This window comes from Agromyces cucurbitae, assembly GCF_058349945.1.
This window is the reverse complement of record NZ_JBYRES010000001.1, coordinates 1,126,633-1,152,645: the sequence shown is the minus strand read 5'-3', so window position 1 is coordinate 1,152,645 and position 26,013 is coordinate 1,126,633. Positions and strand designations below refer to the sequence as shown.

Below are 26,013 nucleotides of genomic sequence, written 5' to 3'. Positions count from 1 at the left end.
GACTCCTGGGCTGGGTCTGACGTGACTACTGCGCGTCGGACGGTCTACTTGGACCTCTTCGGGGGCTCTGCAGATCACAGCACTGAGGTGCAGAGTGGCGTCGTACTGATGTTCGTAAGGAGCGATTCAGTTCTTGACTGCGGGCCGACGCTGCCGGACGATGTCCGCGAGTCGGCGCCACCAGAGCTGAAGTGGCGCAAGTGGACAACTGCTTAATATTTGCGCAGATCCTCCATGCATCTACTTCCGGCGCGCCCCCTTTCCTGTGTCAGTTGCTGCAGGTAGCTTGATGGTCATGACCAATGATCCGAAAGCTGCGGCCCGCCTGGCCGATGCCGTCGCACAGCTCCGCGCTACCGGTGCGGTCGATCTCCTCTCAGAGCTGATCCGGGGTGTTTGGAGCACGAATGTCACTCGCTTCGACGATGCGGCCGGAGACACGCCGCGCGTCATCGCGATTCAGAGCGCAGAGAACATCGCCGTTCTGATCAAGCGCCGTGTGCGCGACGACCCCGCATGGCGGGCGACCGGCTTGAAAGTCACCACGCCGAACAACTCGCTGCTGATCGAGCTCGACGAGTTGCGGTTCCACATCGTGAAGGCACCCCTGGACGCTCGGCTTCGCCCCGACTGGGGCCATGATTTCGCGTGGGAGGCAATGAGCCGGGTCCGTGAGGAGTCCGCTGCCGCGAACGACCGGGCGTACCTCGCGCCCAAGATCGAACCAAACATGGAACCGTTCGCTATGGGCCTCGAGGGCGTCGGCAACCCGGATGATTTGAACGAGTTCTTCCTGGTTTGGGCGGGGCTGTTGAACGAGCAGCCACTCACGAGGGGTTGGATGATCGTGCCCTCGATGGCCAGCAACCCTGTCATCGCCGTGGAAGGGCTCTGGACCGACGAACGGCAGAATGAGGCCGCCCCGGTGGTCGGCAGCGAAACCGCCTCGGAACAGACCGTTGAGCCTGAGGTCCCCATCCGACTGAAGCAGCACGTCGCCGAGGCAGCCGATGGCCAGTGAGTCCGACGCCCTCATGCGCGCTCGCGCGCGCCGGGCGTCAGGAGCAATGGAGGATTTCGACGGCAATCGGTTGTCGCTGGCGCGTCGGCTCGCGCGCAAACAACGAACCTTGCTCGCTGCCGAAGCCGGCGTCACCGCGGCGGCGATCACGCAACTCGAACGCGAGCAGTATCGTCCGACGAAGATCGTCGCGGGCAGGCTCGCCCTCGCCCTCGGGGTACCGCTCGAGTTCCTCCAACGCGGCGCGGAAGTCTCGAGGATTCCGGCCGGCGCTGCGCACTTCCGGTCACTCCGCTCGACCCCTGCGCTCAGCCGCGACCGGGCGCTCGCGTTCGCTGAGCTCGGCGCCGCTGTCGTGCAAGTCCTCGAAGACTACGTGGACTTCCCGGAGCTCAGCATCCCTACCCACCCCGTCGATGGTGAGATCTCCGCCGTGGAAATCGGTGAGATTGCCGACGACGCACGGCAGGCACTCGGCATACCGTCGGGCCCAATCGCACACGTTGTTCGCACCATGGAAGCGGCCGGTGTGATCGTCCTACTCATGCCTGAACGCATCAGCTCTCACGAGGTCGACGCCTTTTCCACGGATACCGGGCGGCGCCCGCTCGTGCTCCTCTCGCCGGCGAAGAACGACCGAGCACGCTCACGGTTCGACGCAGCGCACGAGCTCGGGCACCTCGTAATGCACCCTGATGTCGAACCGGGTTCGAAGATCGTCGAGGAGCAAGCGCAGACGTTTGCATCGCAGTTCCTCGCCCCCGACCGTGAACTTCTCGCAGACCTTCCGAAACGTCTCGACTGGCAGCAACTCCTCGTCGCGAAGGCGAAGTGGAAGATGAGCCTACGCGCGCTAGCGTTTCGGGCGCATCGACTCGAGCTCTGGTCCGACTCCACCTACGTGCGCGCAAACAAGACGCTCTCAGCCGAGGGCTACCCCGAGCGGGGCGACCTCGGCCCACGCGAACAACCGATGACCCTGGGACGGTCGATGGAGCTCCTTGCTCGAGCGGGCTACGACGCGGACTATCTGGCGAACGCGAGCAAGTTCCCCGTCCCAACGTTTAACGAGATCATCGCTGCCGGTACGGAGGAGCGATGGACGGTGTTCGGATAGCTTTCCAGCAGAGAGAGTGACAACATGAACTCCCCGACCACGGCAAGCACGATTCTCGCGATCGCACCCTGAGACGGGCTTACGCTCGGGTTCGCGGGGCTTCGGACTGCAGATGCGCAGGGTCCTGCACCAGGGAGCACGTGTGCACCTAGCTCCCATGGAGACCTACGATCTTCTTTCGACGTTGGCACTCAGTGCTTGCGAGGTCGCCGGGAGTCCGGCCGACCGACCGTGGGGGCGGCGTTGCCGGCCGGGGTCCGGTGGCGCCGCACGTTCAGGCCCGAACCGCGGAGTACGCGGTGCCACGGTGGCACCACCGTGTATCCCGGTAACGTTCACCCGAGTCTGGGCCGAATCAGCCGTGTACCGGAACTCGAACCGAGAACTTCTGCTCCGGAAGGCTCGCGACGACGACACGGTGCCGCGTCAGACGCGGCACCGTGGACGGCGCCGCACCGGGTGCGGCACCGCAAAAGCAGTCGAGGCATCGGGCGCCGCTAAGGTCGGCAGCCGCTTCCACCGCGACGGGGGCACGCCCCTGCCGCGAGCCGCTACAGTAGCCTGTGCCGACAACGGATTCACGGAGGAGTCTGGCCCCGCGTCGCGCTCCTTCGTCACCGCAGGCGAACTGTGACCGAGCAGGTCCAGGGCCGTCTCGATCCTGATCTCGTTCGCGAGGGGGGTCGCGTCGGTCCGGCCGAACGCGCGCGATGAGATTTCCCTAGCCTCGGGGCGGAGTCCTACAGGACCTCGCGCAACGCGCACCTCAACTCATCGCTCCACTCGCTCCCTCGTCGGGATCTCGACAAGCATCCGTTGGCGAAGCTCCTCGAGATCGACGCGGATGAGCCGGCCGACGAGATACCCGTGGACAGTTCCGTCTGAAATTCGGCGGCGGACCGTCTTGATCGAGATTCCGAACTCACCCGCAGCAACGGCGAGCGAGACGAGTGTCGGTCCTGACCTTTCTGGTTGCGCTCGCATAGCCATAGCGGCGCCTCCTTCCAAGCTACGTGGTTCCTCACTCAGAGGTGTCCATTGCTGTCCACATGAGGCACTGCGTCGACACCGACGTGCGTGAGCCGCCGTTCGATTCGGTCGCTCATGCGATCGGCGAGCTCGCGATCGCGTGCCATGGTGGCGTGCTGATACCTGAGCACGACGCGGATGTCGGAGTGCCCGCCTCGTCGCATCAGTTCGGCGAGCGTCGCGCCCTCCTGGGCGAAGATCGTAAGTCCTGCGTGCCGAAGGTCGTGGAATCGGAATCTCGTAGGGAGGCCGGCAACCGCATCCCGGCTGTCCATCCAGATGTATCCCCAACGCGTGTTCGACAGCGGCACGCTGCCGCGAGGGTTGGTCGGAACCAGCGGAGCCTTCGCTTCCGAAGCCACATGGTCCTCCAGATGCGACTTGAGGCGGTCGATCATGACTCTCGGGACGGCGAGCGACCGCTTGCCTGCTTCGCTCTTGAGCTCAGTGGAATAGTCGCCCGTGTTCGCACTCAGCTGTCGTCGCACGTGCAGGATCGCACCACCGTCGTCGAGCCACTCGATATCGCGTCGCTGCAAGCCGAGGCACTCTGCGCGACGCAACTGGCACCACGCAGCGAGCAGCACCATGATCGCCAGCGGCCTCGGCGTCGCGTCATAGAGAGCCTCGACCTGGTCGGGGGTCGCAACGTCATCATCGAGAGCAGCGTCGACGTTCTTGTTCACCGGCTCCTGCCGGGGCAGCGATATCGCGGGCGCCGACGGTATGACTCCATCGCGAGCAGCCTGGCGAAGAATCATCATGAGTACGGTCAGCACCGGACGCGTGACTCCGTTGGAACTCGATGTCGGATTCGACGATGACGGGATGCTATCGAGGCGTGCGGTCAACGTGCGGATGCGCTCGATGTCCACCCCGCGGACCGGCAGGTTGCCGAACTCGGGAACGAGATAGCCGTCGATCTTGCTCTTGTATGAGCGGATCGTACCGACGGCACGGCGCTTACCGTTCTTCTTCGGCTCCGTGCGCATCAGTGTGATCCAGCGATCGGCGTAGGTTGCGAAGTCGACGGACCGAGCCTGCTCCGCTGCCGCGTCCGCCTGGCGACGTGACGCGCGCACTCTCGGCGCTTCCCACTCTCCTCGAGCGATCGCCGAGTGCGCGCTCGCGAGCCAGGCCCGCGCATCGGCCTTCGTGATGAATGTGAGCGGCTTGTCGTCGTCGGTGCGCGCCGTGTGGATAGCACCATCGGGTGCGGGATAGCGGACCTGCCACCGACCCGAAGGAAGCTTCCTCAGGCTCCCCCATGCCTCTCTTCGTGCCGGTGTGGATCCGTTCGTCTTGATGGTGTTCATCGTGCCCTCCTGCGACCGTGAGCGGACCGTCGTGGACGGTCGTGCCATTCCGTGCCATTGGGCTTGTCCACCGCGTAAGACACGAGCTTCACCTGGGCATTTGACCCGGATATGACGGCCTCTATGGCACGGAGTGGCATGCCGTCCGCGGCACACCGACTCGCAATTCCGACCGGCGACCGGGCCTGCTTCACCAAGAAAGGTGCGCGCGTGCCACCCACGTGCCACATCGAAAAGCAGTTGATGTCCATCTGAGTCCTCCTCTGTCTGTCGAGAGAAGGCACGAGAAAGGCCCGGATCCGCGGGATTCCGCGGATCCGGGCCTGAACTCAACCCTTGCGGGCGATGAACCGGTGTGGACTCCTAGAAGTCCCAGTCCTCGTCTTCGGTGACGACGGCCTTGCCGATCACGTACGACGAACCCGACCCCGAGAAGAAGTCGTGGTTCTCGTCGGCGTTCGGCGAGAGCGCCGACAGGATCGCCGGGTTCACGTCGGTGACGGTCTTCGGGAACATCGGCTCGTAGCCGAGGTTCATGAGGGCCTTGTTGGCGTTGTAGTGCAGGAACTTCTTGACGTCCTCGGTCAGGCCGACGCCGTCGTACAGATCTTGCGTGTACTGCACCTCGTTGTCGTAGAGCTCGTAGAGCAGCGAGAACGTGTAGTCCTTGAGGTCGTCGCGCGTGGCCTGGTCGACCTGCTCGAGGCCCTTCTGGAACTTGTAGCCGATGTAGTACCCGTGCACGGCCTCGTCGCGGATGATGAGGCGGATGAGGTCGGCCGTGTTGGTGAGCTTGGCCCGCGAAGACCAGTACATCGGCAGGTAGAAGCCCGAGTAGAACAGGAAGCTCTCGAGCAGGGTCGAAGCGACCTTGCGCTTGAGCGGCTCGTCGCCACGGTAGTACTCCATGACGATCGCGGCCTTCTTCTGCAGGTTCTCGTTGTCGACCGACCAGCGGAAGGCGTCGTCGATCTCCTTCGTCGAGCACAGCGTCGAGAAGATCGACGAGTAGCTCTTCGCGTGCACCGACTCCATGAACGCGATGTTCGTGTACACCGCCTCTTCGTGCGGGGTGATCGCGTCGGGGATGAGCGAAACCGCACCGACCGTGCCCTGGATCGTGTCGAGCAGGGTGAGGCCGGTGAACACGCGCATGGTGAGCGTCTGCTCCTCGGGCGTCAGCGTGTTCCACGACTGGATGTCGTTCGACAGCGGCACCTTCTCGGGCAGCCAGAAGTTGTTCACCAGGCGGTTCCAGACCTCGAGGTCCTTGTCGTCCTGGATGCGGTTCCAGTTGATGGCGTTGACGTGGTCGACGAGCTTGAGCTTGCCGCCGGTGTGCGCCGGGTCGTTGCCGGCCGCGTTGACCGGATCGGTGAGGGTCATGTCGGTTTTCCTTCGAAGAACGGGGTGGATGTCTCGGGGCTGGCGGGTCTCGATACGGCGCTGCGCGCCTACTCGACCGGCGTCAGAGCATGCAGCTGACGCACTCCGTCATGTCCGTGCCCTCGAGCGCGAGCTGACGCAGCCGGATGTAGTAGATCGTCTTGATCCCCTTCTTCCATGCGTAGATCTGCGCCTTGTTGATGTCGCGGGTCGTCGCCGTGTCCTTGAAGAAGAGCGTGAGCGAGAGGCCCTGGTCGACGTGCTGCGTCGCCGCGGCGTACGTGTCGATGACCTTCTCGTAGCCGATCTCGTACGCGTCCTGGTAGTACTCCAGGTTGTCGTTCGTCATGAACGCCGCCGGGTAGTAGACGCGGCCGAGCTTGCCCTCTTTACGGATCTCGATCTTCGAGGCGATCGGGTGGATCGACGCCGTCGAATTGTTGATGTACGAGATCGAGCCGGTCGGCGGCACCGCCTGCAGGTTCTGGTTGTAGATGCCGTGCTCCTGGATCGAGGCCTTGAGCTCGAGCCAGTCCTGCTGCGTCGGGATGTGCACGCCGGCGTCGGCGAAGAGCTGCGTGACCTTCGCCGTCTCGGGCACCCACGCGGCATCCGTGTACTTGTCGAAGAACTCGCCCGACGCGTACTTCGAGTCGGCGAAGCCGTCGAAGGTCTCGCCGCGCTCGATCGCGATCTTGTTCGACGCGCGCAGCGCGTGGAACAGCACCGTGTAGAAGTAGATGTTCGTGAAGTCGATGCCCTCTTCGCTGCCGTAGAAGATGCGCTCGCGGGCGAGGTAGCCGTGCAGGTTCATCTGGCCGAGGCCGATGGCGTGCGACTTGTCGTTGCCGTCTTCGATGGAGCGCACCGAGGCGATGTGGCTCTGGTTCGACACCGACGTGAGGCCGCGGATCGCCGTCTCGACCGTCTTGCCGAAGTCGGGCGAGTCCATCGTGAGGGCGATGTTCAGCGAACCGAGGTTGCAGCTGATGTCCTTGCCGATCTCGTTGTACGAGAGGTCTTCGTTGTACGTCGTCGGCGTGTTCACCTGCAGGATCTCGCTGCAGAGGTTCGACATGTTGATGCGGCCCTTGATCGGGTTCGCCTTGTTCACCGTGTCTTCGAAGACGATGTACGGGTAGCCCGACTCGAACTGGATCTCGGCGATCGTCTGGAAGAACTCGCGCGCGTTGATCTTCGTCTTCTTGATGCGCGGGTTGTCGACCATCTCGCGGTAGTGCTCGGTGATGGGCACGTCGCCGAACGGCTTGCCGTAGACCTTCTCGACGTCGTACGGCGAGAAGAGGTACATGTCCTCGTTGTTCTTCGCGAGCTCGAACGTGATGTCGGGCACGACGACGCCGAGCGACAGCGTCTTGATGCGGATCTTCTCGTCGGCGTTCTCGCGCTTCGTGTCGAGGAACCGCATGATGTCGGGGTGGTGCGCCGAGAGGTACACCGCGCCGGCGCCCTGGCGGGCACCGAGCTGGTTCGCGTAGCTGAACGAGTCCTCGAGCAGCTTCATGACGGGGATGATGCCCGACGACTGGTTCTCGATCTGCTTGATCGGGGCGCCCGACTCGCGCACGTTCGAGAGCAGCAGGGCGACGCCGCCGCCGCGCTTCGAGAGCTGCAGGGCCGAGTTGATGCCGCGGGCGATCGACTCCATGTTGTCTTCGATGCGGAGGAGGAAGCAGCTGACGAGCTCGCCGCGCTGCGCCTTGCCCGTGTTGAGGAAGGTCGGGGTGGCCGGCTGGAAGCGACCGCCGATGATCTCTTCGACCAGGTCGATCGCGAGCTGCTCGTCGCCCTGCGCGAGGCCGAGGGCCGTCATGACGACGCGGTCTTCGAAGCGCTCGAGGTAGCGCTTGCCGTCGAAGGTCTTGAGCGTGTAGCTCGTGTAGTACTTGAACGCGCCGAGGAAGGTCTCGAAGCGGAACTTCTTCGAGTAGGCGAGGTCGTTGAGCTTCTGGATGAACTCGAACGAGTACTGCTCGAGCACCTGGGGCTCGTAGTACTCCTTCTCGACGAGGTAGTCGAGCCGCTCTTTCAGGGAGTGGAAGAAGACGGTGTTCTGGTTGACGTGCTGCAGGAAGTACTCGCGAGCCGCCTCGCGGTCTTTCTCGAACTGGATCTTGCCGTCGGCGCCGTAGAGGTTCAGCATCGCGTTGAGCGAGTGGTAGTCCATCGCCGTGCGCGGCGCCTCCATGAGCGCTACGCCGTCTGCTGCAGTTGACTTGACCAAAATGCGTCCAATCCATCGTCGACGGCGCGAACGTCGTCTGGGGTTCCGAATACTTCGAAGCGGTAGAGGTGCGGCACCTTGCACTTCGCGGCGATGATGTCGCCGGCGAGGCAGTAGGCCGACCCGAAATTGGTGTTGCCGGCGCTGATCACGCCGCGGATGAGCGCGCGATTGCGCTCGTCGTTGAGGAACTTGATGACCTGCTTCGGCACGGCGCCCTTGCCGTCGCCTCCGCCGTAGGTCGGAACGACGAGCACGAACGGCTCGTCGGCGTGCAGCGCCTCATCACGGGCGTGCAGCGGAATGCGATCGGCCGGCCGGCCGAGCTTCTCGATGAAGCGCTTCGTGTTGCCCGAGACGCTCGAGAAGTAGACCAGGTTCGTCATGATCGTCTCCTTCGCGTTACCGGTTCACTCCCCCGAGCTCACCGGGTGCGCTCAAGCGAGACGGGCGGCGAGCTCGTCGATCTTGTCGGGACGGAAGCCCGACCAGTGGTCTTCGTCGGTGATGACGACCGGGGCCTGCAGGTAGCCGAGCTCCTTCACCTGCGCGAGCGCGCTCTCGTCGACAGAGAGGTCGAGCACTTCGTACTCGATGCCCTTGCTGTCGAGGGCGCGATACGTCGCGTTGCACTGGACGCAAGAAGGCTTGGTGTAGACCGTGACCGTCATTGTTTTCCCCTCGTTCTCGGGCCCTGGAGGAGCCCGTCCCCCGTGTTGCTAACTGGTACTTCAATACTACATCTAGTGCCTGCCGAACTGAACCGCCACAACATGCTGTAGTTACATTCGTGTAGTTATCCACGGAGTTATCCACGGGTTGTGAACAACGCGAAGTCGCGGTGATCGGCCTGTTTGCGGGGTTCGGCGAGCGGTTCTCCACAGCCGTTTCGAATCGAGATTTCTCAGCTGTGGATGATTCCCCGGCGTGTCGCACTGCACGACACTTTGGGGCTCTTCGACACCGGTACCCCTACATATGGTGTTGTGCCTCCACCATGCCACCGACCGCCGACATTCGATCGGCGACGCGCGCGCGTCTCGAGCCGATCTCACGAATTCCGCCGAGTCGCGTCATGATCCGGCCGGTGCCCCGTCTCTCAGGTAGGGACGGTACCCGGCGTCCCCCCAAGCGACGAGCCGGGTACCGTCCCGCCTTCGCCCCTCCGCCTGAGCCGCATCTCCGCCACCGGTGGAGGCGACCGGCCGCGCGGCGTAGCCTGTGCCCGAGCAAGGGGGCGGCATGACCGAGTTCGCGACATCGGCCGACGGAACGCGCATCGCCTACGACCGGGCGGGCTTCGGGCCGCCCGTGATCCTCGTCGGCGGCGCGATGCAGTACCGCGCGTTCGACCCGACGACGGTCGCCATGGCCGCAGCCCTCGCCGCGCACGGCTTCGACGTCGTGAACTACGACCGGCGCGGCCGCGGCGAGAGCCCCGCCGCCGCCCCGATCACCCTCGCCCAGACCATCGACGACCTGCGGGCGATCATGGGCGACCTGCGCCGTGATGCGATCGCCGACGACATCGCCCTGTTCGGCAATTCGTCGGGCGGATCGATCGCACTGGCCGCGGCCGCGGCCGGCCTGCCCGTGTCGAAGCTCGTGCTGTTCGAGGTGCCGCTCGACGAGGAGCTCGGCACCGAGGGCGCCGAGTACCTCGCGGGGCTGCGCGAACGGCTCGCGGCCGGCGACTCCGCCGCCGTCATCGAGTTCTACCTGGCCGACATGCCGCCCGAGTGGCTCGCGGGTGCCAAGCAGAGCCCCGCATGGCCGCTCATGCTCGAGCTCGGCCCGAGCCTCGAACCCGACGCCGAATCGCTCGCCTGGACCCAGTCGGCACCGCGCGCCGAGCTGTGGCACGGCATCACCGCGCCGACGCTCGCCCTCGTCGGTGAGGAGACGATGCCGTCGATGACCGCTGCGGCCGACTCGATCGTCGCATCGATGCCCCATGCCGAGTCGCGCAGCATCCCCGCGGCGAACCATGCCTGGGAGCCCTCGACGATGGCCCTCGCGATCGCCGGGTTCCTCGTCGGCTGATCGGGCTGGGCGGATGCCTCGGGGCCGGCCCCGAGGCATCCGCGGATCGATCGTTCAGCCCTTGGCGGCCTTGGCCGCCGCCTTCATCGCCTGCTTGTGCTCGCGCACCTTCGCGAGGGACTCGGGGCTCACGATGTCGGCGACCGACGAGAACGAGCCCTCGTCGCCGTAGGCGCCGGCAGCCTCGCGCCAGCCGGGAGCGGTGAGGCCGCACTGCTTGCCGAGGAGTGCGAGGAAGATCTTCGCCTTCTGCTCGCCGAACCCCGGCAGCGCCTTCAGGCGCTTCAGCACCTCGGCGCCCGACGGGTCGCCCTGCGTCCAGATCGCCGAGGCGTCGCCGCCCCAGTCGTCGCGCACGGCCGCGGCGAGCGCCTGCACCCGGCCGGCCATCGAGCCCGGATACCGGTGCACGGCGGGAGTCTCCCTGAACACGTCGACGAGTCGGTCGGGGTCGGTCGCGGCGATCTCGCCGGGCTCGATCGTGCCGAGCCGCTCGCGGATCTTCGCGGGGCCCGAGAACGCCGTCTCCATCGCGACCTGCTGGTCGAGCAGCATTCCGGTGAGGAGCGCGAACGCGTCGGTCGAGAGCAGTTCGTCGGCGATCGGGTCGTCGGTGATGTGCAGAGCCATGCCGTTCATCCTCCCACCGACGCGTGCGGGCGGCCACGGGCGACCTCGCGGGGGTGCGGATGTCGGCGCCCGGTGCTGGAATGGGGGCGAGCCCGCGGCCCCGCACCACCGTGAGACCCGAGATTCCTCAACGATGCAGCATCACCGACGATCAACGGAGAAGAGCCATGGCCATCGAGATGAACGTCAAGATCGAACTCATCCACGTCCCCGTCAGCGACGTCGACCGCGCGAAGGCGTTCTACGCCGACCAGTGCGGGTTCAATGTCGACTACGACCAGCGGGTCAGCGACACGCTGCGCTTCGTGCAGATCACGCCGCCCGGATCGGCGTGCTCCATCGCCATCGGCGAGGGCATGGGCGCGACGATCGAGCCCGGCCGGCTCGACGTGATCCAGGCCGTCGTCCCCGACGCCGACGCCGCGCTCGCCCAGTTGCGCGCGGCCGGGGTCGACGCGCAGGGCGTCGACGAGCAGCCGTGGGGCCGCTTCGTGACGTTCGCCGATCCCGACGGCAACAAGTGGACCCTGCAGCAGCTGCCCGAGTGGTCGCAGCAGGCGCAGGCCGACCGGTCGCCCGAGGGTGCGGCCGACTGACCTCCGCTCGGGCATGACGACGGCCCCCGCTCCCGAGGGAGCGAGGGCCGCCGTCAGTGCGTCGTCGAGACGAGCGATCAGCCCGCCTGGTTGACGATGTCGAGGAGGTTGGGGTTGTTCTTGTACGCCTCGGCGGCGTTCTCCTTGGTGACGATCACCGGGTCGAGGAGGTACGCCGGAACGACCTTCACGCCGTTGTCGTACTGCTCGGTGTCGTTGACGTCGACCTCTTCGCCCTTCTGGAGCTGCTGGATCATCTTGATCGTCTGCTCCACGAGGAGGGTCGTGTCCTTGTTGATGGTCGAGTACTGCTCACCGGCCATGATCGACTTCACCGACTCGACCTCGGAGTCCTGACCGGTGACGGTCACCTTCGAGATGTCCTTGCCGGCCTGCTTGATCGAGGTGATGATCGCACGGGCGAGGTTGTCGTTCGGCGAGAGCACGCCGTCGACGTTCTTGTCGGCGTAGTTCGCGGCGAGCAGCGAGTCCATGCGGCTCTGCGCGTTCTCGGCCTCCCAGCCCTGCGTCGCGGTCTGCGCGATGTCGGTCTGGCCCGAGGTCACCACGAGGGTGCCGTCGTCGATCTTCGGCTGCAGCACGTCCATCGCACCGTTGAAGAACACGGCCGAGTTCGCGTCGTCGGGCGAGCCGCTGAAGAGCTCGATGTTGTACGGCGCGTCGTGGCCCGAGCGCGCGGCGAGACCGTCGAGCAGGGCCTGGCCCTGCAGCTGGCCGACCTTGAAGTTGTCGAACGCGACGTAGTAGTCGACGTTCGGCGTGTTCTCGATGAGCCGGTCGTAGGCGATGATCTTCACGCCCGCGTCGGCGGCCTGCTGCAGCTGCGTGCCGAGCTGCTTGCCGTCCTTCGCACCGATGACGATGACCTTCGCGCCGTTGGTGACCATCGACGAGATCTGGTTCTGCTGCTCGGCGACGGTGTTCGAGGCCGGGGCGTACTGCACGTCGCCCTTGAAGCCGGCCTGCGACAGGCCGTCCTCGAAGAGACCGCCCGCGAGCACCCAGTTCTCACTGGTCTTGTCGGGCAGGGCCACGCCGATCGTCGAGTCGGCCGCGAAGCCGGCCGCGCCGGTCTCGTCGCCGCCCGACGAACCGCCACCGCGGTCGGAGGAGCAACCCGTCAGCGCGAGCGCCGCGATCGCGGCCACGGCAGTGGCAGCGAGAGTGAGCTTCTTCATTGATCAATCACTTTCTGGTTGGGATTTTCGGACTTCTCTTGGAGGGGAAGGTCTCTGGGGGTGGTGGTGAGGGTTGGTGGATGCCGCGGCCCGCGCCGCGGCATCCGCGCCGTCATCGCGGCAGGTCGGCCGGCTGCGACGATTCGTTCGACACGTTCGTCGGTGCCACGGCCGGCGGCTCGGTGGGGCCCTGGGACTCGAGCTTCGCCTTGCGGCGGTTCGACCAGATGCCGAAGATCGACGCACCGCCCTGGCGCTTCGACCAGACGTCGACCGCGACCGCGAGCAGCAGCACGAGGCCCTTGATGATCTGCACGACGTCGGCGCCGGCGCCGATGAGCTGCAGGCCGTTGTTGAGGAACGCCATGACGAGACCACCGACGATCGACCCGATCACGGTGCCGATGCCGCCCGACACGGCCGCGCCGCCGATGAACACGGCCGCGATCGCGTCGAGCTCCCAGCCGTTGCCGTCCTGCGGGCCCGAGGCCGTCGAGCGGGCGACGAAGATCATGCCCGCGAGTGCGGCGAGCACCGACATGTTCATCATGACGAAGAAGTCGACCCGGCGGTCCTTCACGCCCGACAGGGTCGCCGCGAGGCGGTTGCCGCCGACCGCGTAGATGTGACGGCCGAAGATCGTGTTGTTCGTGACGAACGAGTAGACGATCACGAGGACGACGAGGATGATGCCCGAGATCGGGAAGCTCGTGCCGGGGCGGCCGGTCGCGAACAGCCACGCCGCCCAGAGGATGACGCCGGCGAGGACCACGACCTTGACGACGCTGACCCAGACGGGTGCCATCTCGGAGCCGAGCTTCTTCTGCGTGCTGCGCAGCCGGAACTCGTGCCAGACGATCCAGGCGGCGCCGGCGAGGCCGAGCAGCATCGTGAGCACGTTGAAGTTGAGCGGAACCGCGAGCTCGGGCAGGTACCCCGCGCCGATGAAGCTGAACTCCTGCGGAACCGGCGTCGTCGTCGACTGGCCGATGAACTGGTTGCCGCCTCTGAAGACGAGCATGCCCGCCAATGTCACGATGAACGCCGGCACCCCGACGAATGCGACCCAGAAGCCCTGCCACGCGCCGATCGCGACGCCGACCGCGATGCCGAGCAGGATCGCGAGCCACCAGGGGAAGTTCCAGTCCGCCATCGACTTCGCCACGACGATGCCCGTGAAGGCCGCGACCGAGCCGACCGACAGGTCGATGTGGCCCATGATGATGACCATCACCATGCCGATCGACAGGATCAGGATGTACGAGTACTGGTTGACGACGTTGATGAGGTTCGTCGGCGACAGCGTGAGGCCGTTCGTCCAGATCTGGAAGATCACGATGATGACGATGAGGCTGCCGAGGATGCCGAACTGGCGCAGGCTCGACTGGCCGCCCCCGAACACCTTGCGGATGTCGGAGAGGCCGCCCTTCTTCTTGTCCGTGGGGCTCGCCGGGGTGCTCGCGGTGCTCATGCGTTCGCCTTCTTCTTGGCCGAGGTCATGCTGCGCATGAGCGCCTCGGGGTTCGCCTCTGATGCGGGGATGTTGTCGGTGATCTGGCCCTCGAAGACCGTGTAGATGCGGTCGGCGATGCCGAGCAGCTCGGGCAGCTCGCTCGAGATGAGGATGACGCCCTTGCCCTGCGCCGCGAGCGCCTGGATGATCGTGTAGATCTCGTACTTCGCGCCCACGTCGATGCCGCGGGTGGGCTCGTCGAGGATGAGCAGGTCGGGGTCGGTGAACATCCACTTCGCCAGCACGACCTTCTGCTGGTTGCCGCCCGAGAGCTTCGAGACGCCGACGTCGACGCTCGGGGTCTTGATGCGCAGCTGCTTGCGGTAGTCCTCGGCGATGCCGAACTCCTGCGAGTCGTCGACGACGCCGCGCTTCGAGATCTTCGAGAGCTTCGCCGCGACGATCGACCGCTTGATGGAGTCGAGCAGGTTGAGGCCGAGCTGCTTGCGGTCCTCGCTCACGTACGCGAGGCCGTGGTCGATGGCCGACTCGACGTCCTTCAGGACGATCTCCTTGCCGTCCTTCACGATCGTGCCCGACAGGTAGTTGCCGTACGAGCGGCCGAACACGCTCATCGCGAGCTCGGTGCGCCCGGCGCCCATGAGGCCCGCGAGACCGACGATCTCGCCGCGGCGCACGTTGAAGCTCGAGCCCTTGGCGACGAGGCGCTCGGGCACCTGCGGGTGCTGGATCGTCCAGTCCTTCACCTCGAAGAACACGTCGCCGATGTGCGGAGTGCGGTCGGGGAAGCGGCTCTCGAGCGAGCGGCCCACCATGCCGCGGATGATGCGGTCCTCGTCGACGCCGCCGGCCTTCACGTCGAGCGTCTCGATCGTGTGGCCGTCGCGGATGATCGTGATCTCGTCGGCGATCTCCTCGATCTCGTTGAGCTTGTGGGAGATCATGATCGACGTGATGCCCTTGCCCTTGAGGCCGCGGATCAGGTCGAGCAGGTGCTCGGAGTCGTCTTCGTTGAGCGCCGCCGTCGGCTCGTCGAGGATGAGGAGCTTGACGTCCTTCGCGAGCGCCTTGGCGATCTCGACGAGCTGCTGCTTGCCGACGCCGAGGTGCTTGATCTGGGTGTCGGGGTCCTCCTCGAGGCCGACGCGGGCGAGCAGGTCGAGGGCGCGGATCTTGGCCTCGGCCCAGTCGATGCGGCCGCGCTTGGCGATCTCGTTGCCGAGGAAGATGTTCTCGGTGATCGAGAGCTCGGGGATCAGGGCGAGCTCCTGGTGGATGATCGCGATGCCGGCGGCCTCGCTGGCCCGGATGTCCTTGAACTGCACCTCCTCGCCGCGGAAGAAGATCTCGCCCGTGTAGGTGCCGTGCGGGTAGACGCCCGAGAGCACCTTCATGAGCGTCGACTTGCCGGCGCCGTTCTCGCCGCAGATCGCGTGCACCTCGGCGGGCATCACGGTGAGGGTCACGTCGGAGAGCGCCTTGACGCCCGGGAACTCCTTCGTGATGGAGCGCATCTCGAGGATCGGTTGCGCGTTCATCGGCGGCCTGCCGGTGCTGCGGTCATCGTCGACGGGTACATCACGACCTCTGTGTCAGGGTTCCAGGACTCGATGTGACGCGTGTGACCGTTCACATCGAGACCAATGGTGCATCCGAGATCGGCCGGTGTCAAGCGGGGCCCCGGACTGGGGGCAACGCGAGGTCAGACCGACCCGCGACCCGCCGTGCCGCCGGGGGCGCGCCCACCGAGGCGTGCGACGGGCGCTTCGCCGGTCGAACCGCGCACGACGAGCCGCGGCACGACCTGCTCGACCTCGAGCACCCGCTCGCCGTGCACCTGGTTGAGGAGCAGCGCGACGGCGCGCCGGCCGGTCTCGCGGTAGTCCTGGTACACCGTGGTCAGCGGCGGCCACACGTGCTGGGCGACGGGGATGTCGTCGAACCCCACGACGCTGATGTCGCCGGGCACGTCGAGGCCCATGTCGCGCACGGCGTGCATGAACCCGATCGCCATCTGGTCGTTGGCCGAGAAGACGGCGGTGAAGTCGCGGTGGCGCAGCAGCTCGCGCCCGGCGAAGTAGCCGAAGTCCGCGCTCCAGTCGCCGAGCACCGGCGGGCGCAGGTCGAGCTCGGCATCGCCGATCGCATCGAGGAACCCGCGCATCCGCGCCTCGGCCTCGATCCAGTCCTGCGGGCCCGCGAGGTGCACGATCTCGCGGTGGCCGAGGTTGATCAGGTGCTGCGTGGCGCGCCGGGCGCCCGTGACCTGGTCGACCGAGAGCGCCAGGTGGTCGCTGCGGCCCGTGGACTGCAGGCTCACGAACGGCACGCCGACGGGCGACGCGGCGAGCACCTCGAACACGCGCACCTGCGGTGCGATCACGACGAGGCCCTCGATCGCCTGCAGCATGAGGTGCTCGAGCGCGTCGGCGATGCCCTCGGCCGACGGGTCGGCGATGTTCGCCGTGTTGACGTAGTACCCGTGCTCGCGCGCCGCGTCCTCGATCGCCGCGATGCTCGTGGCCGGCCCGTACTCGGTGCTCGTCGAGGCGAGCACGCCGATCGTGTGCGACCGGCTCGTGACGAGCGCTCGGGCGGCGCGGTTCGGCCGGTACTGCAGCGTCTCCATCGCGGCCAGCACGCGCTCGCGCGTCTCGGGCCGGATGCTCGGGTGGTCGTTGAGCACCCGCGACACGGTCTGGTGCGAGACCTCGGCCAGGCGCGCGACATCGCGGATGCTGGGCGCCCGCCCCTTGGGTGTCTCAGGATTCACTGCCAGACCGTTCTGGAACCGATGTGCACGGTCACATCGAAGCTGGTTCCATTATGCACACCGGACCGCGTCGCGGACAGGTGAATCATGTGACAGTCACATGGCGGGGTCGAATCGAATCGACTCCGGCGCGGCGGATCGCCGCGGCATCCGCTCGCCGGGATCGCGCTCTCACGCGCCCGCCGGAGCCGGGCCTACGAGACCGGGGACGCCTCCGGCCGGACGCGCGGCGCGAGCAGCAGCGCGACGACGGCGATGACGAGGGTCACGGTGAAGTCGGCCGAGAATCCCCCGGCGACCACGGCGCTCGACACGAGCGCCGTGACGGCGAGCGCGGTGGCCGCGCCGAGCGACTCGGCGATCGAGAGGGCGGCGCTGTTGAACCCCTGCTGCGAGACCTCCGACTGGCCGAGCACCGAGACCGAGTGGCGCGGGTACATGAAGCCCATCGCGCCGCCGGCGAGGGTCCAGGCGACGAACGCGATCGCCGGCGGCAGCGTGAAGACCGCGACGGCGAGCACGACCGCGAGCGCGATGACGAGCAGGCCCGACCCGATGACGACGGCGCGCGCGTTCGACACCCGGTCGCCGAGGCGGCCCTGCAGCCACGAGGCGGCGGCCCAGCTGACCCCGGCGCCGGTGAGGATCGCGCCGGCCTGGCTGGCGGTGAACTCGTAGTCCTCCTGCAGGAGGTAGGGCAGGTAGATCTCGCTGCCGAAGAACGCCCCGGCGACGACGAAGCGCGAGAGCACGGTCGCGGGCAGCCCGCGCGCCGCGCGGAGCGTGCCCACCGGCAGCAGCGGGCGAACGGCCACGACGACGAGCGCGATCGCGACGGCGGCGACGATCCAGCGCCAGGGGTCGCCGAGCTCCTTCGCGAGCGAGACGCCGAGCGCGGCCACGGCGACGAGCACCGACCAGCCCACGCGGCCGAGGCTCCAGGCGACCGTGGGATCGCCGGTGATCTGGTCGCGCACGCGCAGGACGGGCGGGAGGATCATCGCGGCGGCGGGGACGAGCAGCACGATGACCCCGAGGAACACCCAGTGCCAGCTCCAGGCCTCGGCGACGAGGCCGGCGACCGCGGGCCCGACCATCGACGGGATCACCCATGCGGCCGCGAACCCCGCGAACACGCGCGGACGCAGCGGCTCGGGATAGACGCGGGCGACGATGACGTAGAGCGGCACGATCACGGCCGCACCCGAGAGGCCGTGCACGAACCGGCCGACGATGAGCACGTTCATGTCGCTCGCCGTCCCCGCGATGACGAGGCCGACGACGAACAGGCCCGCCGCGGTGACGAGCGACGGCAGCGGGCCCGAGCGGTCGGTCCAGTTGCCCGCGATGACCATGCCGATGATGCCCGCGGCGAGCGGCACGGCGAAGGCGAGCGCGTAGAGGCCCTCGCCGTGCAGGTCGTGCGCGACGAGCGGCATGATCGTCGTGACCGCCATCGCCTCGAACGCCGCGAGGAAGATGAGCGCGAACATGCCGATCGACAGCCACCGGTAGGGCTTCGAGAGCGGGCTGCGCGCCTCGGCAGGGGCTTCGGCGACCGCCTCGTTCGCCGGGGTCGCCGGGGTCTGGATCTGGGTCTCGGCGGTCGGTTCGCTCACCCGACCGAGCCTACGACTTCAAGCGCACTTGAACTCAAGCGCGTGGGCCTCGGCCGCACGAGGCCTCACGCGCACGAGGCTCGGTCGCACGTGGCTCGGGCGGGCGTCACCAGGCGGGCGACTCCGGCACGATCAGCCGCATCGGCAGCGACGTGCGCTCGACGGCACGGGTGCGGTCCACGAGACGCGCCATCGCGAGGCGGGCCGCCCTGCGCCCGAGCGCGTCGACGTCGCCCGCGACGACGGTGATGCCGAGCACGCCGGCCCACTCGACGTCGTCGAATCCGATCACGACGGGCCGCTCGGCCCGGTCGAGCGCCGCGACCTCCTCGATGACGCCGAGCAGCACCCGGTTGTTGCCCGCGACGATCGCGGTCGGCGGCTCGGCCATCGCGAGGAGGGCCGCGGTCTGCGCCCGCGCCGACGCGACGTCGTGGGCGTCGGTGCGCACGAGCGCCCGCCACTCGGGGGCTCCGCCGGCGTCGAGCACGTCGCCCATGCCGGCCGCGCGCTGGCGGGAGGTCGGCAGCCAGCTGTAGTCGCCGATGTACGCGATGCGCCGGTGCCCCGCGTCGCGCAGGTGCTCGGCGGCGATGCGGCCGCCCGCGCGGTCGTCGAAGACGACCGAGTCGGCATCGATGCGCTCGGCCGGCCGGTCGACGAACACGATCGGGATGCCGCGGGCCTGCAGCCGCGCGTACTCGGCGTGGTCGGGCATGGCCGACACCACGATGAGCGCCTTCGTCTTGCGGTCGGCGAGGTCCTGGGCCATGCGCCACTCCTGCTCGGCCGACTCGCGCGAGTTGGCCACCGCGAGGTGCATGCCGTGCGGCCGGATCTCGTCTTCGACGGCCCGTGCGAGCGCGGAGTAGAACGGGTTCGTGAAATCGCCCGTGACGAGGCCGATCGAGTCGGCCAGCCGGCCGCTCGCGAGCAGGCTCGCCGCGGTGTTGCGCTGGTAGTCGAGCTCGGCCGCGGCCGCGAGCACGCGCGCGAGCGTGGCCTCGCTGACGTACGACTCGCCGCCGAGCGCCCGCGACGCCGTCTTCAGGCTGACGCCGGCCCGTTCGGCGACCTGGGCGAGCGTCGCGCGCGCCACGGGTGGCCCGACTGGTGATTCCATGGCGCTCCTCATGACCGGCTGATGGTCCCATTCTCCCGGGCCGCGTCGTTCGCCGCGGCACGGCACTCGGCAGCATCGCGGTCTTCCGGATCCGCCGGCGACCTGCTACCGTCCAACATCGTATGACAGCGGTGTCATATCTCGCAGCGAAGCGACAGGGAGCGATGGTGGAGCACTTCACGCGGCCGGGCGGAGCCCGCCGAACGCGGGCGACCGCGACAGCAGTGATCACGTTGGCGATGGCCGCGGCGGCGCTGACGCCGATCTCGGCCGCGGCGGCGCCCGGGGAGGTGACGTTCGCGTCCTCGTTCGAGGCGGGCGACGCCGTCCCGGCCCTCGCCGGAACCGGCGAGTCGGTGAACGTCAGCGGCGACCGCAACGTGCCGGGCAGCCTGCTGCCGCAGGTGACGAAGGTCACCGCTTCCGCCGAGAACCCGCCCAACGAGGTGGCGGGCAACCTCGCCGACGGCAACCCCGGCTCGAAGTGGCTGACCTTCTCCGCGACCGGGTGGGCGCAGTACGAGCTCGCCGAGCCGCAGCCGATGGAGGCGTACACGCTCACGTCGGGCAACGATGCGCCCGAACGCGACCCACGAGACTTCCGCATCCTCGGCTCGAACGACGGCACCGACTGGACGGTCGTCGACACGCGCGCGGGCGAGTCGTTCTCGGCCCGCGGCCAGACGCGCAGCTTCGCACTCGCGGCGCCGAGCGCCGCGTATCGGTACTACCGCCTCGACATCACCGCGAACCACTCGGGCGGCCTCATCCAGCTCGCCGGCTGGGAGCCGATCGCCGACGCCGACGCCGAGCCCGTGGCGTCCGACCTCGCGCTCGAGGTCGACTCGGGCCCGACCAGCTCGTACACCGCGAAGACCAATGTCGGCTTCTCGGGCACGCACGCCCTCCGCTACGCCGGCAGTCACCTCGGCAGCGGGCCCGCAGCGTCGACGTCGGTGCTCTACGACGACCTCGACATCGCCATCGAGGACGACAGCCGGCTCTCGTACGCCGTCTTCCCCGTGCTCGACTCGGGGCAGACGTACGCGTCGACCTTCGTCGCGGTCGACCTCGTGCTCGACGACGGCACGACCCTCGCCGCCGCAGACCTCACCGACTCGTACGGGTACGGCGCCGACGCCCGCTCGCAGGGACTCGCGAACGTGCTCTGGCCCGACCAGTGGAACAAGGTGAGCGTCGACCTCGGTGCACTCGCCGGACGCACCGTCACCGGGGTCCTCCTCGACTACGACCACCCCGGCGACGGCGTCACCGGCGTCGAGACCCCGGCCGCGGGCACGACCGTGCTCGGCTGGCTCGACGACCTCAGCATCGAGCAGGCCGAGCCGCTCGATGCGACCGACGGGCTCGTCTCCTACGTCGACACGCGTCGCGGCACCAACTCCACCGGCGGGTTCTCGCGAGGCAACAACATCCCCGCGGTCGGCTGGCCGAACGGCTTCAACTTCATCACCCCGATGACGAACGCCGACAACACCGGCACGATCTACCAGTACCAGGGCGCGAACACCGCGCAGAACCTCCCCGCGCTCGAGGGCATCGGCTTCTCGCACCAGCCGAGCATCTGGATGGGCGACCGCAACCAGCTCGCCGTCCTGCCGGCGGTCGGCGCGAACCCCACCTCGACGCTCGACGACCGGCGCCTCACGTTCCATCACGAGAACGAGGTGGCTCGGCCCGACGTGTACGGCGTCGAGTTCGACAACGGCATCACGACCGAGGTCACCGCGACCGATCACGGCGCGATCTACCGGTTCGGCTTCACCGGTGACCAGAGCTCGGTGATCGTCGACCAGCTCGTGAACTCCTCCAAGCTCACGATCACGGGCGACACCGTCACGGGCTGGGTCGACGGCGGCTCCGGCTGGCCGGGCCGCACCCGCATGTTCGTGTACGGCACCTTCGACGCCACGCCGACGACGGCGGGCCCGACGACGCAGGGCAACCGCAACGGCAGCGCGCGCTTCGCCGCGTTCGACACCTCGGGCGACCGCACCGTCGAGCTCCGCATCGCCTCGTCGTTCATCTCGCAGGAGCAGGCGCAGCGCAACCACGGTCTCGAGCTCGCGGGCGTCTCGTTCGACGACGCCCACGCCGCCGTGCAGCAGGCCTGGAACGACCGGCTCGGCGTCATCCACGACGTGGAGGGCGCGACCGAGACCCAGCTCGTGACCCTGTACTCGAGCCTGTACCGGCTGAACCTCTACCCGAACTCGCAGTTCGAGAACGTCGGCACGGCGGGCGACCCCGAGTACCGGTACGCGAGCCCCGTGTCGGCCACGTCCGGCTCGGCGACCGACATCGCGACCAACGCGAAGCTCGTCGACGGGAAGATCTACGTCAACAACGGGTTCTGGGACACGTACCGCACCGCGTGGCCGCTCTACTCGCTGCTCTACCCCGACGTCACCGAGGAGCTCGTCGACGGGTTCGTGCAGCAGTACCGCGACGGCGGCTGGATCGCGCGGTGGTCGTCGCCCGGCTACGCCGACCTGATGACCGGCACGAGCTCCGACGTCGCCTTCGCCGAGGCGTACCTCGCCGGCGCCCTCGACACCGAGACCGCGCTCGAGGCCTACGACGCGGCGGTGAAGAACGCCACCGTGCTGCCCGCGTCGAACGCGGTCGGCCGCAAGGGCCTCGCGCAGTCGATCTTCCTCGGCTACACCGAGGAGAGCACGCACGAGAGCGCCTCGTGGGGACTCGAGGGCTTCATCAACGACTTCGGCATCGGCGAGATGGCGGCGGCGCTCGCCGACGACCCGAACACGCCGGCCGACCGCGTCGAGCGCCTCCTCGAGGAGGCCGACTACTTCCAGGCGCGTGCCGCCCACTACGTCGAGATGTTCAACCCCGAGGCGAACACCTTCACGGCCCGCAACGCGGACGGCAGCTGGCCGGTCGGCGCCGACTTCGACCAGAAGGCCTGGGGCGGCGCGTTCACCGAGGCGAGCGCCAAGACGTTCGGCTTCCACGCGCCGCACGACGTCGCCGGCCTCGCCGCGCTCTACGGCGGCCGGCAGGGGCTGCTCGACGAGCTCGACGAGTTCCTCACCGTCCGCGAGAAGGCCGACTACTCCGGCATCCACGAGGCACGTGAGGCGCGCGACGTGCGGCTCGGCATGCTCGGCATGTCGAACCAGGTCGCGCACCACATCCCCTACGTGCTCGCCGAGGCGGGCGACCCCGCCGAGGCGCAGGCGCTGATCCGCGACATCCAGCAGCGGCTGTTCGTGGGTTCCGACATCGGCCAGGGGTACCCGGGCGACGAGGACAACGGCGAGTTCTCCGCCTGGTACGTCTTCTCGTCCCTCGGCCTGTACCCGCTCGAGGTCGGCTCGGGCGACTACACGATCGGCACGCCGCTCTTCGACCGCGCGACGCTCAGCATCGGCGACCGCGACCTCGTGATCTCGGCGCCCGGCGCCTCCGACGGCAAGACGTACGTCGCCGGGGTCGAGCTGAACGGCGAACCCGTCGACGAGACGACCCTCGACGGCGACCTGCTCCGCGACGGCGGCGAGCTCACCTTCGCGATGAGCGACGAGCCGAGCACGTGGGGCGCGAAGGATCTCGGCCAGGAGCTCGACGTGCCGCGCACCCTCGTCGATGCCACCAAGGCCGGCCGCGGCACCGTCACGGCCGGCGACGGCTCGTCGACCGCCGCGCTCGTCGACGACAGCATGAACTCGTCGGCGACGTTCGACTCGGGTACCGCCGAGCTCACCTGGACCTCGCAGTCGGGGCCGGTGACGGTCGGCCAGTACACGCTGACCGGCGCTGCGCTCGCCACTGCTCCCGCGGCGTGGACCCTCTCGGGCTCGACCGACGGCGAGAACTGGACCGAGCTCGACCACCGCGAGGGCGAGTCCTTCGACTGGCCGACGCAGACGCGCCCGTTCTCGACCGACGGCGAGGGCGTGTTCACGAGCCTCCGGCTCGCGGTCGAATCGGCCGGCGGACCGCTCGCGCTGTCCGAGGTCGAGCTGTTCGCCTCGGCGGCCAGCGCCGAAGGGCTCTCGGTCAATCCCGCGGCGGCGCAGTCGGTCGCGGTCGACACCGAGTTCACGGGCGGGATCGCCACGATCGTCGGCACCGAGACCTCGGCCGACGGCTACCAGGTCTCCGTCGACTACGGCGACGGCACCGGCGCGGTCGACGCGACGCTGAAGCGCGACGACCTCGGCGGCTGGCGGGTGACGGCACCGCACACGTTCACGGCTCCGGGCGTCTACACGGCGACGGTCATCGTGCAGGACTCGACCGGGGCCCTCGCCTCGGCGGCCTCGAACGTCGCAGTCACCCGCGACGAGACGCTCGTCGGCTCGTTCGGCTCGATCTGCATCGGCGACCTCGGCACGACCGCGGCGAACTGCGACGGCCAGGGCTTCGGCTACTTCCGCGACAAGCTCGCGGCCGACGGATTCGTCCAGGGCTCGACCCTCGCGATCCCCGGCACCGAGCTGACCTACGACCTCCCCGCGGTGGCGGCCGGCAAGGCCGACAACCTCACGGGTGAGGGCCAGACCGTGCGCATCGATCTCGGCGCGGGCGCGACGCAGCTCGCCTTCGTCGGCACGGCGACCGAGAGCGCCCGTCAGCCCGAGGCGGTGCTGCACTTCACCGACGGCACGTCGCAGACGGTGAAGATCTCGTTCGGCGACTGGGTCGGCGCGTCGGGCAGCCCGGCGTTCGGCAACTCCGTGCTCGCGATCTCCGAGGGCCGCCTCTCGGGCACCGGCGCGGAGTCGTCGATCAAGAACACGGCGATCTACGCGACGGCGCCGATCACGCTCGACACCGACGAGGCCGGCGCCCCGAAGGTGGTCGAGTCGCTGACGATGCCGACCGAGGACGGCACGCTCCGCGACGGTCGCGTGCACGTGTTCGCCGTCGCCTCCGACGGCGACCGCGCCGCCGCGACCGCGCTCGAGGTGCAGCCGCAGGCGGTCGACGCCCAGGTCGCCGGCGAGGCGTTCGAGGCGCTGCTCGCGACGGTGACCGGCGGTGCGCCCGAGCAGGCCGCCGTCGTCAACTGGGGCGACGGCACCCCGGTGTCCGCACTGCCGGTGGCCGACGGCGCCGTCTCCGGCGGACACACGTACGCCGCCGCGGGCACGTACACCGTCTCCGTGACGGTGGACGACGGCGTCAAGTCGGCATCCACCACCCTCGAGATCGTGGTCGACGAGCCGGCCCCGGTGTACACGCCCGAGATCGCCGTCGAGCCCGCCCAGGCCGCGCCCGGTGACACGGTGCGCGTCACCGGCGACGGGTTCGCGCCCGGTGAGGCCGTCGAGCTCCGGTTCGGCGACGGGGAGCCGGTCGGCACGACGGCGAGCGGCGAGGGCGCGATCGATGCGGAGCTCACCGTTCCGGGCGACGCGATCGACGGGCAGTACGCGGTGACGGCGATCGGAGCGGTGTCGGCGGTCGAGGCATCCTCGACGCTCACCGTGCTGACGCCGGCGACGGCCACCACGGTGGTGCTCGGCTCCGACGCCGAGGCGCCCGTGGCCGGCGACCTCATCGGGCTGACCGCGACCGTGGCACCGTCCGCGGCCGCCGGCCAGGTCGAGATCCGCGAGGGCGAGACCGTCGTGGGCACCGCGACGGCCACGGCCGGCACGGCGACGGTGGACGTCCGGGTGGAGACCTCCGGCACCCACACCTACACGGCGCACTTCACGCCGGACGACCCGACCGCCTACCTGCCGTCGGCCTCGGAGCCGTTCTCGATCGAGGTCGGCGACGCCCCGGTGACGGAGGCCGAGCTCGTGCTGGGCGACGACACCGTGGTCCAGGGCGGCACCCTCGCGATCGCCGGACGCCACTTCGGCTCGGGCGAGGTCGTGACGGTGAAGCTGCACTCCGAGCCGATCCGCCTCGCCGAGGTCACCGCCGACGAGGACGGCGCGTTCGAGATCGAGGTCGTGGTCCCCGCATCCGCGGAGCTCGGCGACCACACCGTCATCGCCGAGGGCGCCACCTCGGGCCTCAGCGCCCAGGCGACGCTGACGGTCACGCGCTCGACCGTCGAGGTCGCGACCGTCGCGGTCGGCGCACCGAACAAGCTGCTCGCGAAGGCGGGGTCGACCATCCGGTTCGTGGCCAAGGTCGCCGCGCTCGACGGCAGCTCGCCGCTCGGCACGTTCACGGTGTACGACGGCGACCGCGTGATCGCGGAGGTGCCGGTGACCGCGGCCACCGACGGCGGCGTGAGCGTGAAGCTGCCGAAGCTGGGCGCCGGGATCCATCTGGTGCGCGGCGAGTTCACGGGTGCCGGCGGGTTCGGCGACTCGGCGACGGTGCCGGTGCCGCTCATCCTCTGGTGACGCGTCGGCCCGGTGGTCCCCCAGGGATCACCGGGCCGAGCACCGTCGACGACGCGCGGGATGCCGCGGCCGAGCGCGGTCGCGGC

At 68.3% G+C, this 26,013-nt stretch carries 17 protein-coding genes; 5 read left to right on the top strand and 12 right to left on the bottom strand.

The genetic code is table 11. The features are described from left to right. Positions 1 to 295: 295 nt before the first annotated feature. Positions 296 to 1,021, top strand: coding sequence for a hypothetical protein (locus AC3RJ6_RS05325; protein ID WP_491425847.1), 726 nt, complete (start codon positions 296 to 298; stop codon positions 1,019 to 1,021). Positions 1,022 to 1,067: 46 nt separating this feature from the next. Further along, positions 1,068 to 2,138 (top strand): ImmA/IrrE family metallo-endopeptidase, encoded by a 1,071-nt coding sequence (locus AC3RJ6_RS05320; RefSeq protein ID WP_491425846.1) that lies wholly within the window; start codon positions 1,068 to 1,070, stop codon positions 2,136 to 2,138. Positions 2,139 to 3,163: 1,025 nt separating this feature from the next. Here AC3RJ6_RS05320 and AC3RJ6_RS05315 read toward each other — a convergent pair. The 5 genes from AC3RJ6_RS05315 to nrdH all read right to left on the bottom strand — a co-directional run bounded on the left by AC3RJ6_RS05315 (position 3,164) and on the right by nrdH (position 8,785). After that, entirely contained in the window at positions 3,164 to 4,483 is a 1,320-nt protein-coding gene (locus AC3RJ6_RS05315; protein WP_491425845.1) for a tyrosine-type recombinase/integrase, read from the bottom strand. A 363-nt stretch (positions 4,484 to 4,846) separates the two neighbouring features. Beyond that, the gene (gene nrdF / locus AC3RJ6_RS05310; RefSeq protein ID WP_244855364.1) at positions 4,847 to 5,869 is read right to left on the bottom strand and encodes a class 1b ribonucleoside-diphosphate reductase subunit beta; all 1,023 of its coding nucleotides are present in this window, start codon (positions 5,867 to 5,869) and stop codon (positions 4,847 to 4,849) included. Between the two features lie 82 nt (positions 5,870 to 5,951). Next, positions 5,952 to 8,078 (bottom strand): class 1b ribonucleoside-diphosphate reductase subunit alpha, encoded by a 2,127-nt coding sequence (gene nrdE / locus AC3RJ6_RS05305; protein WP_491425844.1) that lies wholly within the window; start codon positions 8,076 to 8,078, stop codon positions 5,952 to 5,954. A 5-nt stretch (positions 8,079 to 8,083) separates the two neighbouring features. Continuing rightward, positions 8,084 to 8,500, bottom strand: coding sequence for a class Ib ribonucleoside-diphosphate reductase assembly flavoprotein NrdI (nrdI, locus tag AC3RJ6_RS05300; protein WP_491425842.1), 417 nt, complete (start codon positions 8,498 to 8,500; stop codon positions 8,084 to 8,086). Positions 8,501 to 8,551: 51 nt separating this feature from the next. Beyond that, on the bottom strand, positions 8,552 to 8,785 hold the full coding sequence (gene nrdH / locus AC3RJ6_RS05295; RefSeq protein WP_231432031.1) for a glutaredoxin-like protein NrdH: 234 nt from the start codon (positions 8,783 to 8,785) through the stop codon (positions 8,552 to 8,554). Between the two features lie 571 nt (positions 8,786 to 9,356). Between nrdH and AC3RJ6_RS05290 the strand changes: the two genes are divergently transcribed. Continuing rightward, on the top strand, positions 9,357 to 10,157 hold the full coding sequence (locus AC3RJ6_RS05290) for an alpha/beta fold hydrolase (RefSeq protein WP_491425841.1): 801 nt from the start codon (positions 9,357 to 9,359) through the stop codon (positions 10,155 to 10,157). A gap of 54 nt (positions 10,158 to 10,211) precedes the next feature. Here the strand turns inward: AC3RJ6_RS05290 and AC3RJ6_RS05285 are convergent, their stop codons facing one another. Further along, positions 10,212 to 10,787, bottom strand: coding sequence for an HhH-GPD-type base excision DNA repair protein (locus AC3RJ6_RS05285; RefSeq protein ID WP_491425840.1), 576 nt, complete (start codon positions 10,785 to 10,787; stop codon positions 10,212 to 10,214). A 179-nt stretch (positions 10,788 to 10,966) separates the two neighbouring features. Between AC3RJ6_RS05285 and AC3RJ6_RS05280 the strand changes: the two genes are divergently transcribed. Continuing rightward, complete coding sequence (locus AC3RJ6_RS05280; protein ID WP_491426233.1) at positions 10,967 to 11,383, top strand: glyoxalase superfamily protein; 417 nt, start codon at positions 10,967 to 10,969, stop codon at positions 11,381 to 11,383. A 77-nt stretch (positions 11,384 to 11,460) separates the two neighbouring features. Here AC3RJ6_RS05280 and AC3RJ6_RS05275 read toward each other — a convergent pair whose 3' ends face one another. The 6 genes from AC3RJ6_RS05275 to AC3RJ6_RS05250 all read right to left on the bottom strand — a co-directional run bounded on the left by AC3RJ6_RS05275 (position 11,461) and on the right by AC3RJ6_RS05250 (position 19,571). Beyond that, entirely contained in the window at positions 11,461 to 12,582 is a 1,122-nt protein-coding gene (locus tag AC3RJ6_RS05275) for a substrate-binding domain-containing protein (protein ID WP_491425839.1), read from the bottom strand. A 112-nt stretch (positions 12,583 to 12,694) separates the two neighbouring features. After that, complete coding sequence (gene mmsB / locus AC3RJ6_RS05270) at positions 12,695 to 14,053, bottom strand: multiple monosaccharide ABC transporter permease (RefSeq protein WP_491425838.1); 1,359 nt, start codon at positions 14,051 to 14,053, stop codon at positions 12,695 to 12,697. Next, the gene (gene mmsA / locus AC3RJ6_RS05265; RefSeq protein ID WP_491425837.1) at positions 14,050 to 15,594 is read right to left on the bottom strand and encodes a multiple monosaccharide ABC transporter ATP-binding protein; all 1,545 of its coding nucleotides are present in this window, start codon (positions 15,592 to 15,594) and stop codon (positions 14,050 to 14,052) included. The genes mmsB and mmsA overlap by 4 nt, the downstream gene beginning before the upstream one ends. Before the next feature lie 164 nt (positions 15,595 to 15,758). Beyond that, positions 15,759 to 16,829 (bottom strand): LacI family DNA-binding transcriptional regulator, encoded by a 1,071-nt coding sequence (locus AC3RJ6_RS05260; protein ID WP_491425835.1) that lies wholly within the window; start codon positions 16,827 to 16,829, stop codon positions 15,759 to 15,761. A 194-nt stretch (positions 16,830 to 17,023) separates the two neighbouring features. After that, a complete protein-coding gene (locus AC3RJ6_RS05255; protein WP_491425834.1) occupies positions 17,024 to 18,448 on the bottom strand; it encodes an MFS transporter in 1,425 nt (474 codons plus the stop codon). A 106-nt stretch (positions 18,449 to 18,554) separates the two neighbouring features. Further along, complete coding sequence (locus tag AC3RJ6_RS05250) at positions 18,555 to 19,571, bottom strand: LacI family DNA-binding transcriptional regulator (RefSeq protein ID WP_491425833.1); 1,017 nt, start codon at positions 19,569 to 19,571, stop codon at positions 18,555 to 18,557. A 224-nt stretch (positions 19,572 to 19,795) separates the two neighbouring features. On the opposite strand from AC3RJ6_RS05250, the gene AC3RJ6_RS05245 reads away from it, so the two are divergent. Continuing rightward, complete coding sequence (locus tag AC3RJ6_RS05245) at positions 19,796 to 25,927, top strand: GH92 family glycosyl hydrolase (RefSeq protein ID WP_491425832.1); 6,132 nt, start codon at positions 19,796 to 19,798, stop codon at positions 25,925 to 25,927. The last annotated feature ends 86 nt before the right edge of the window (positions 25,928 to 26,013 follow it).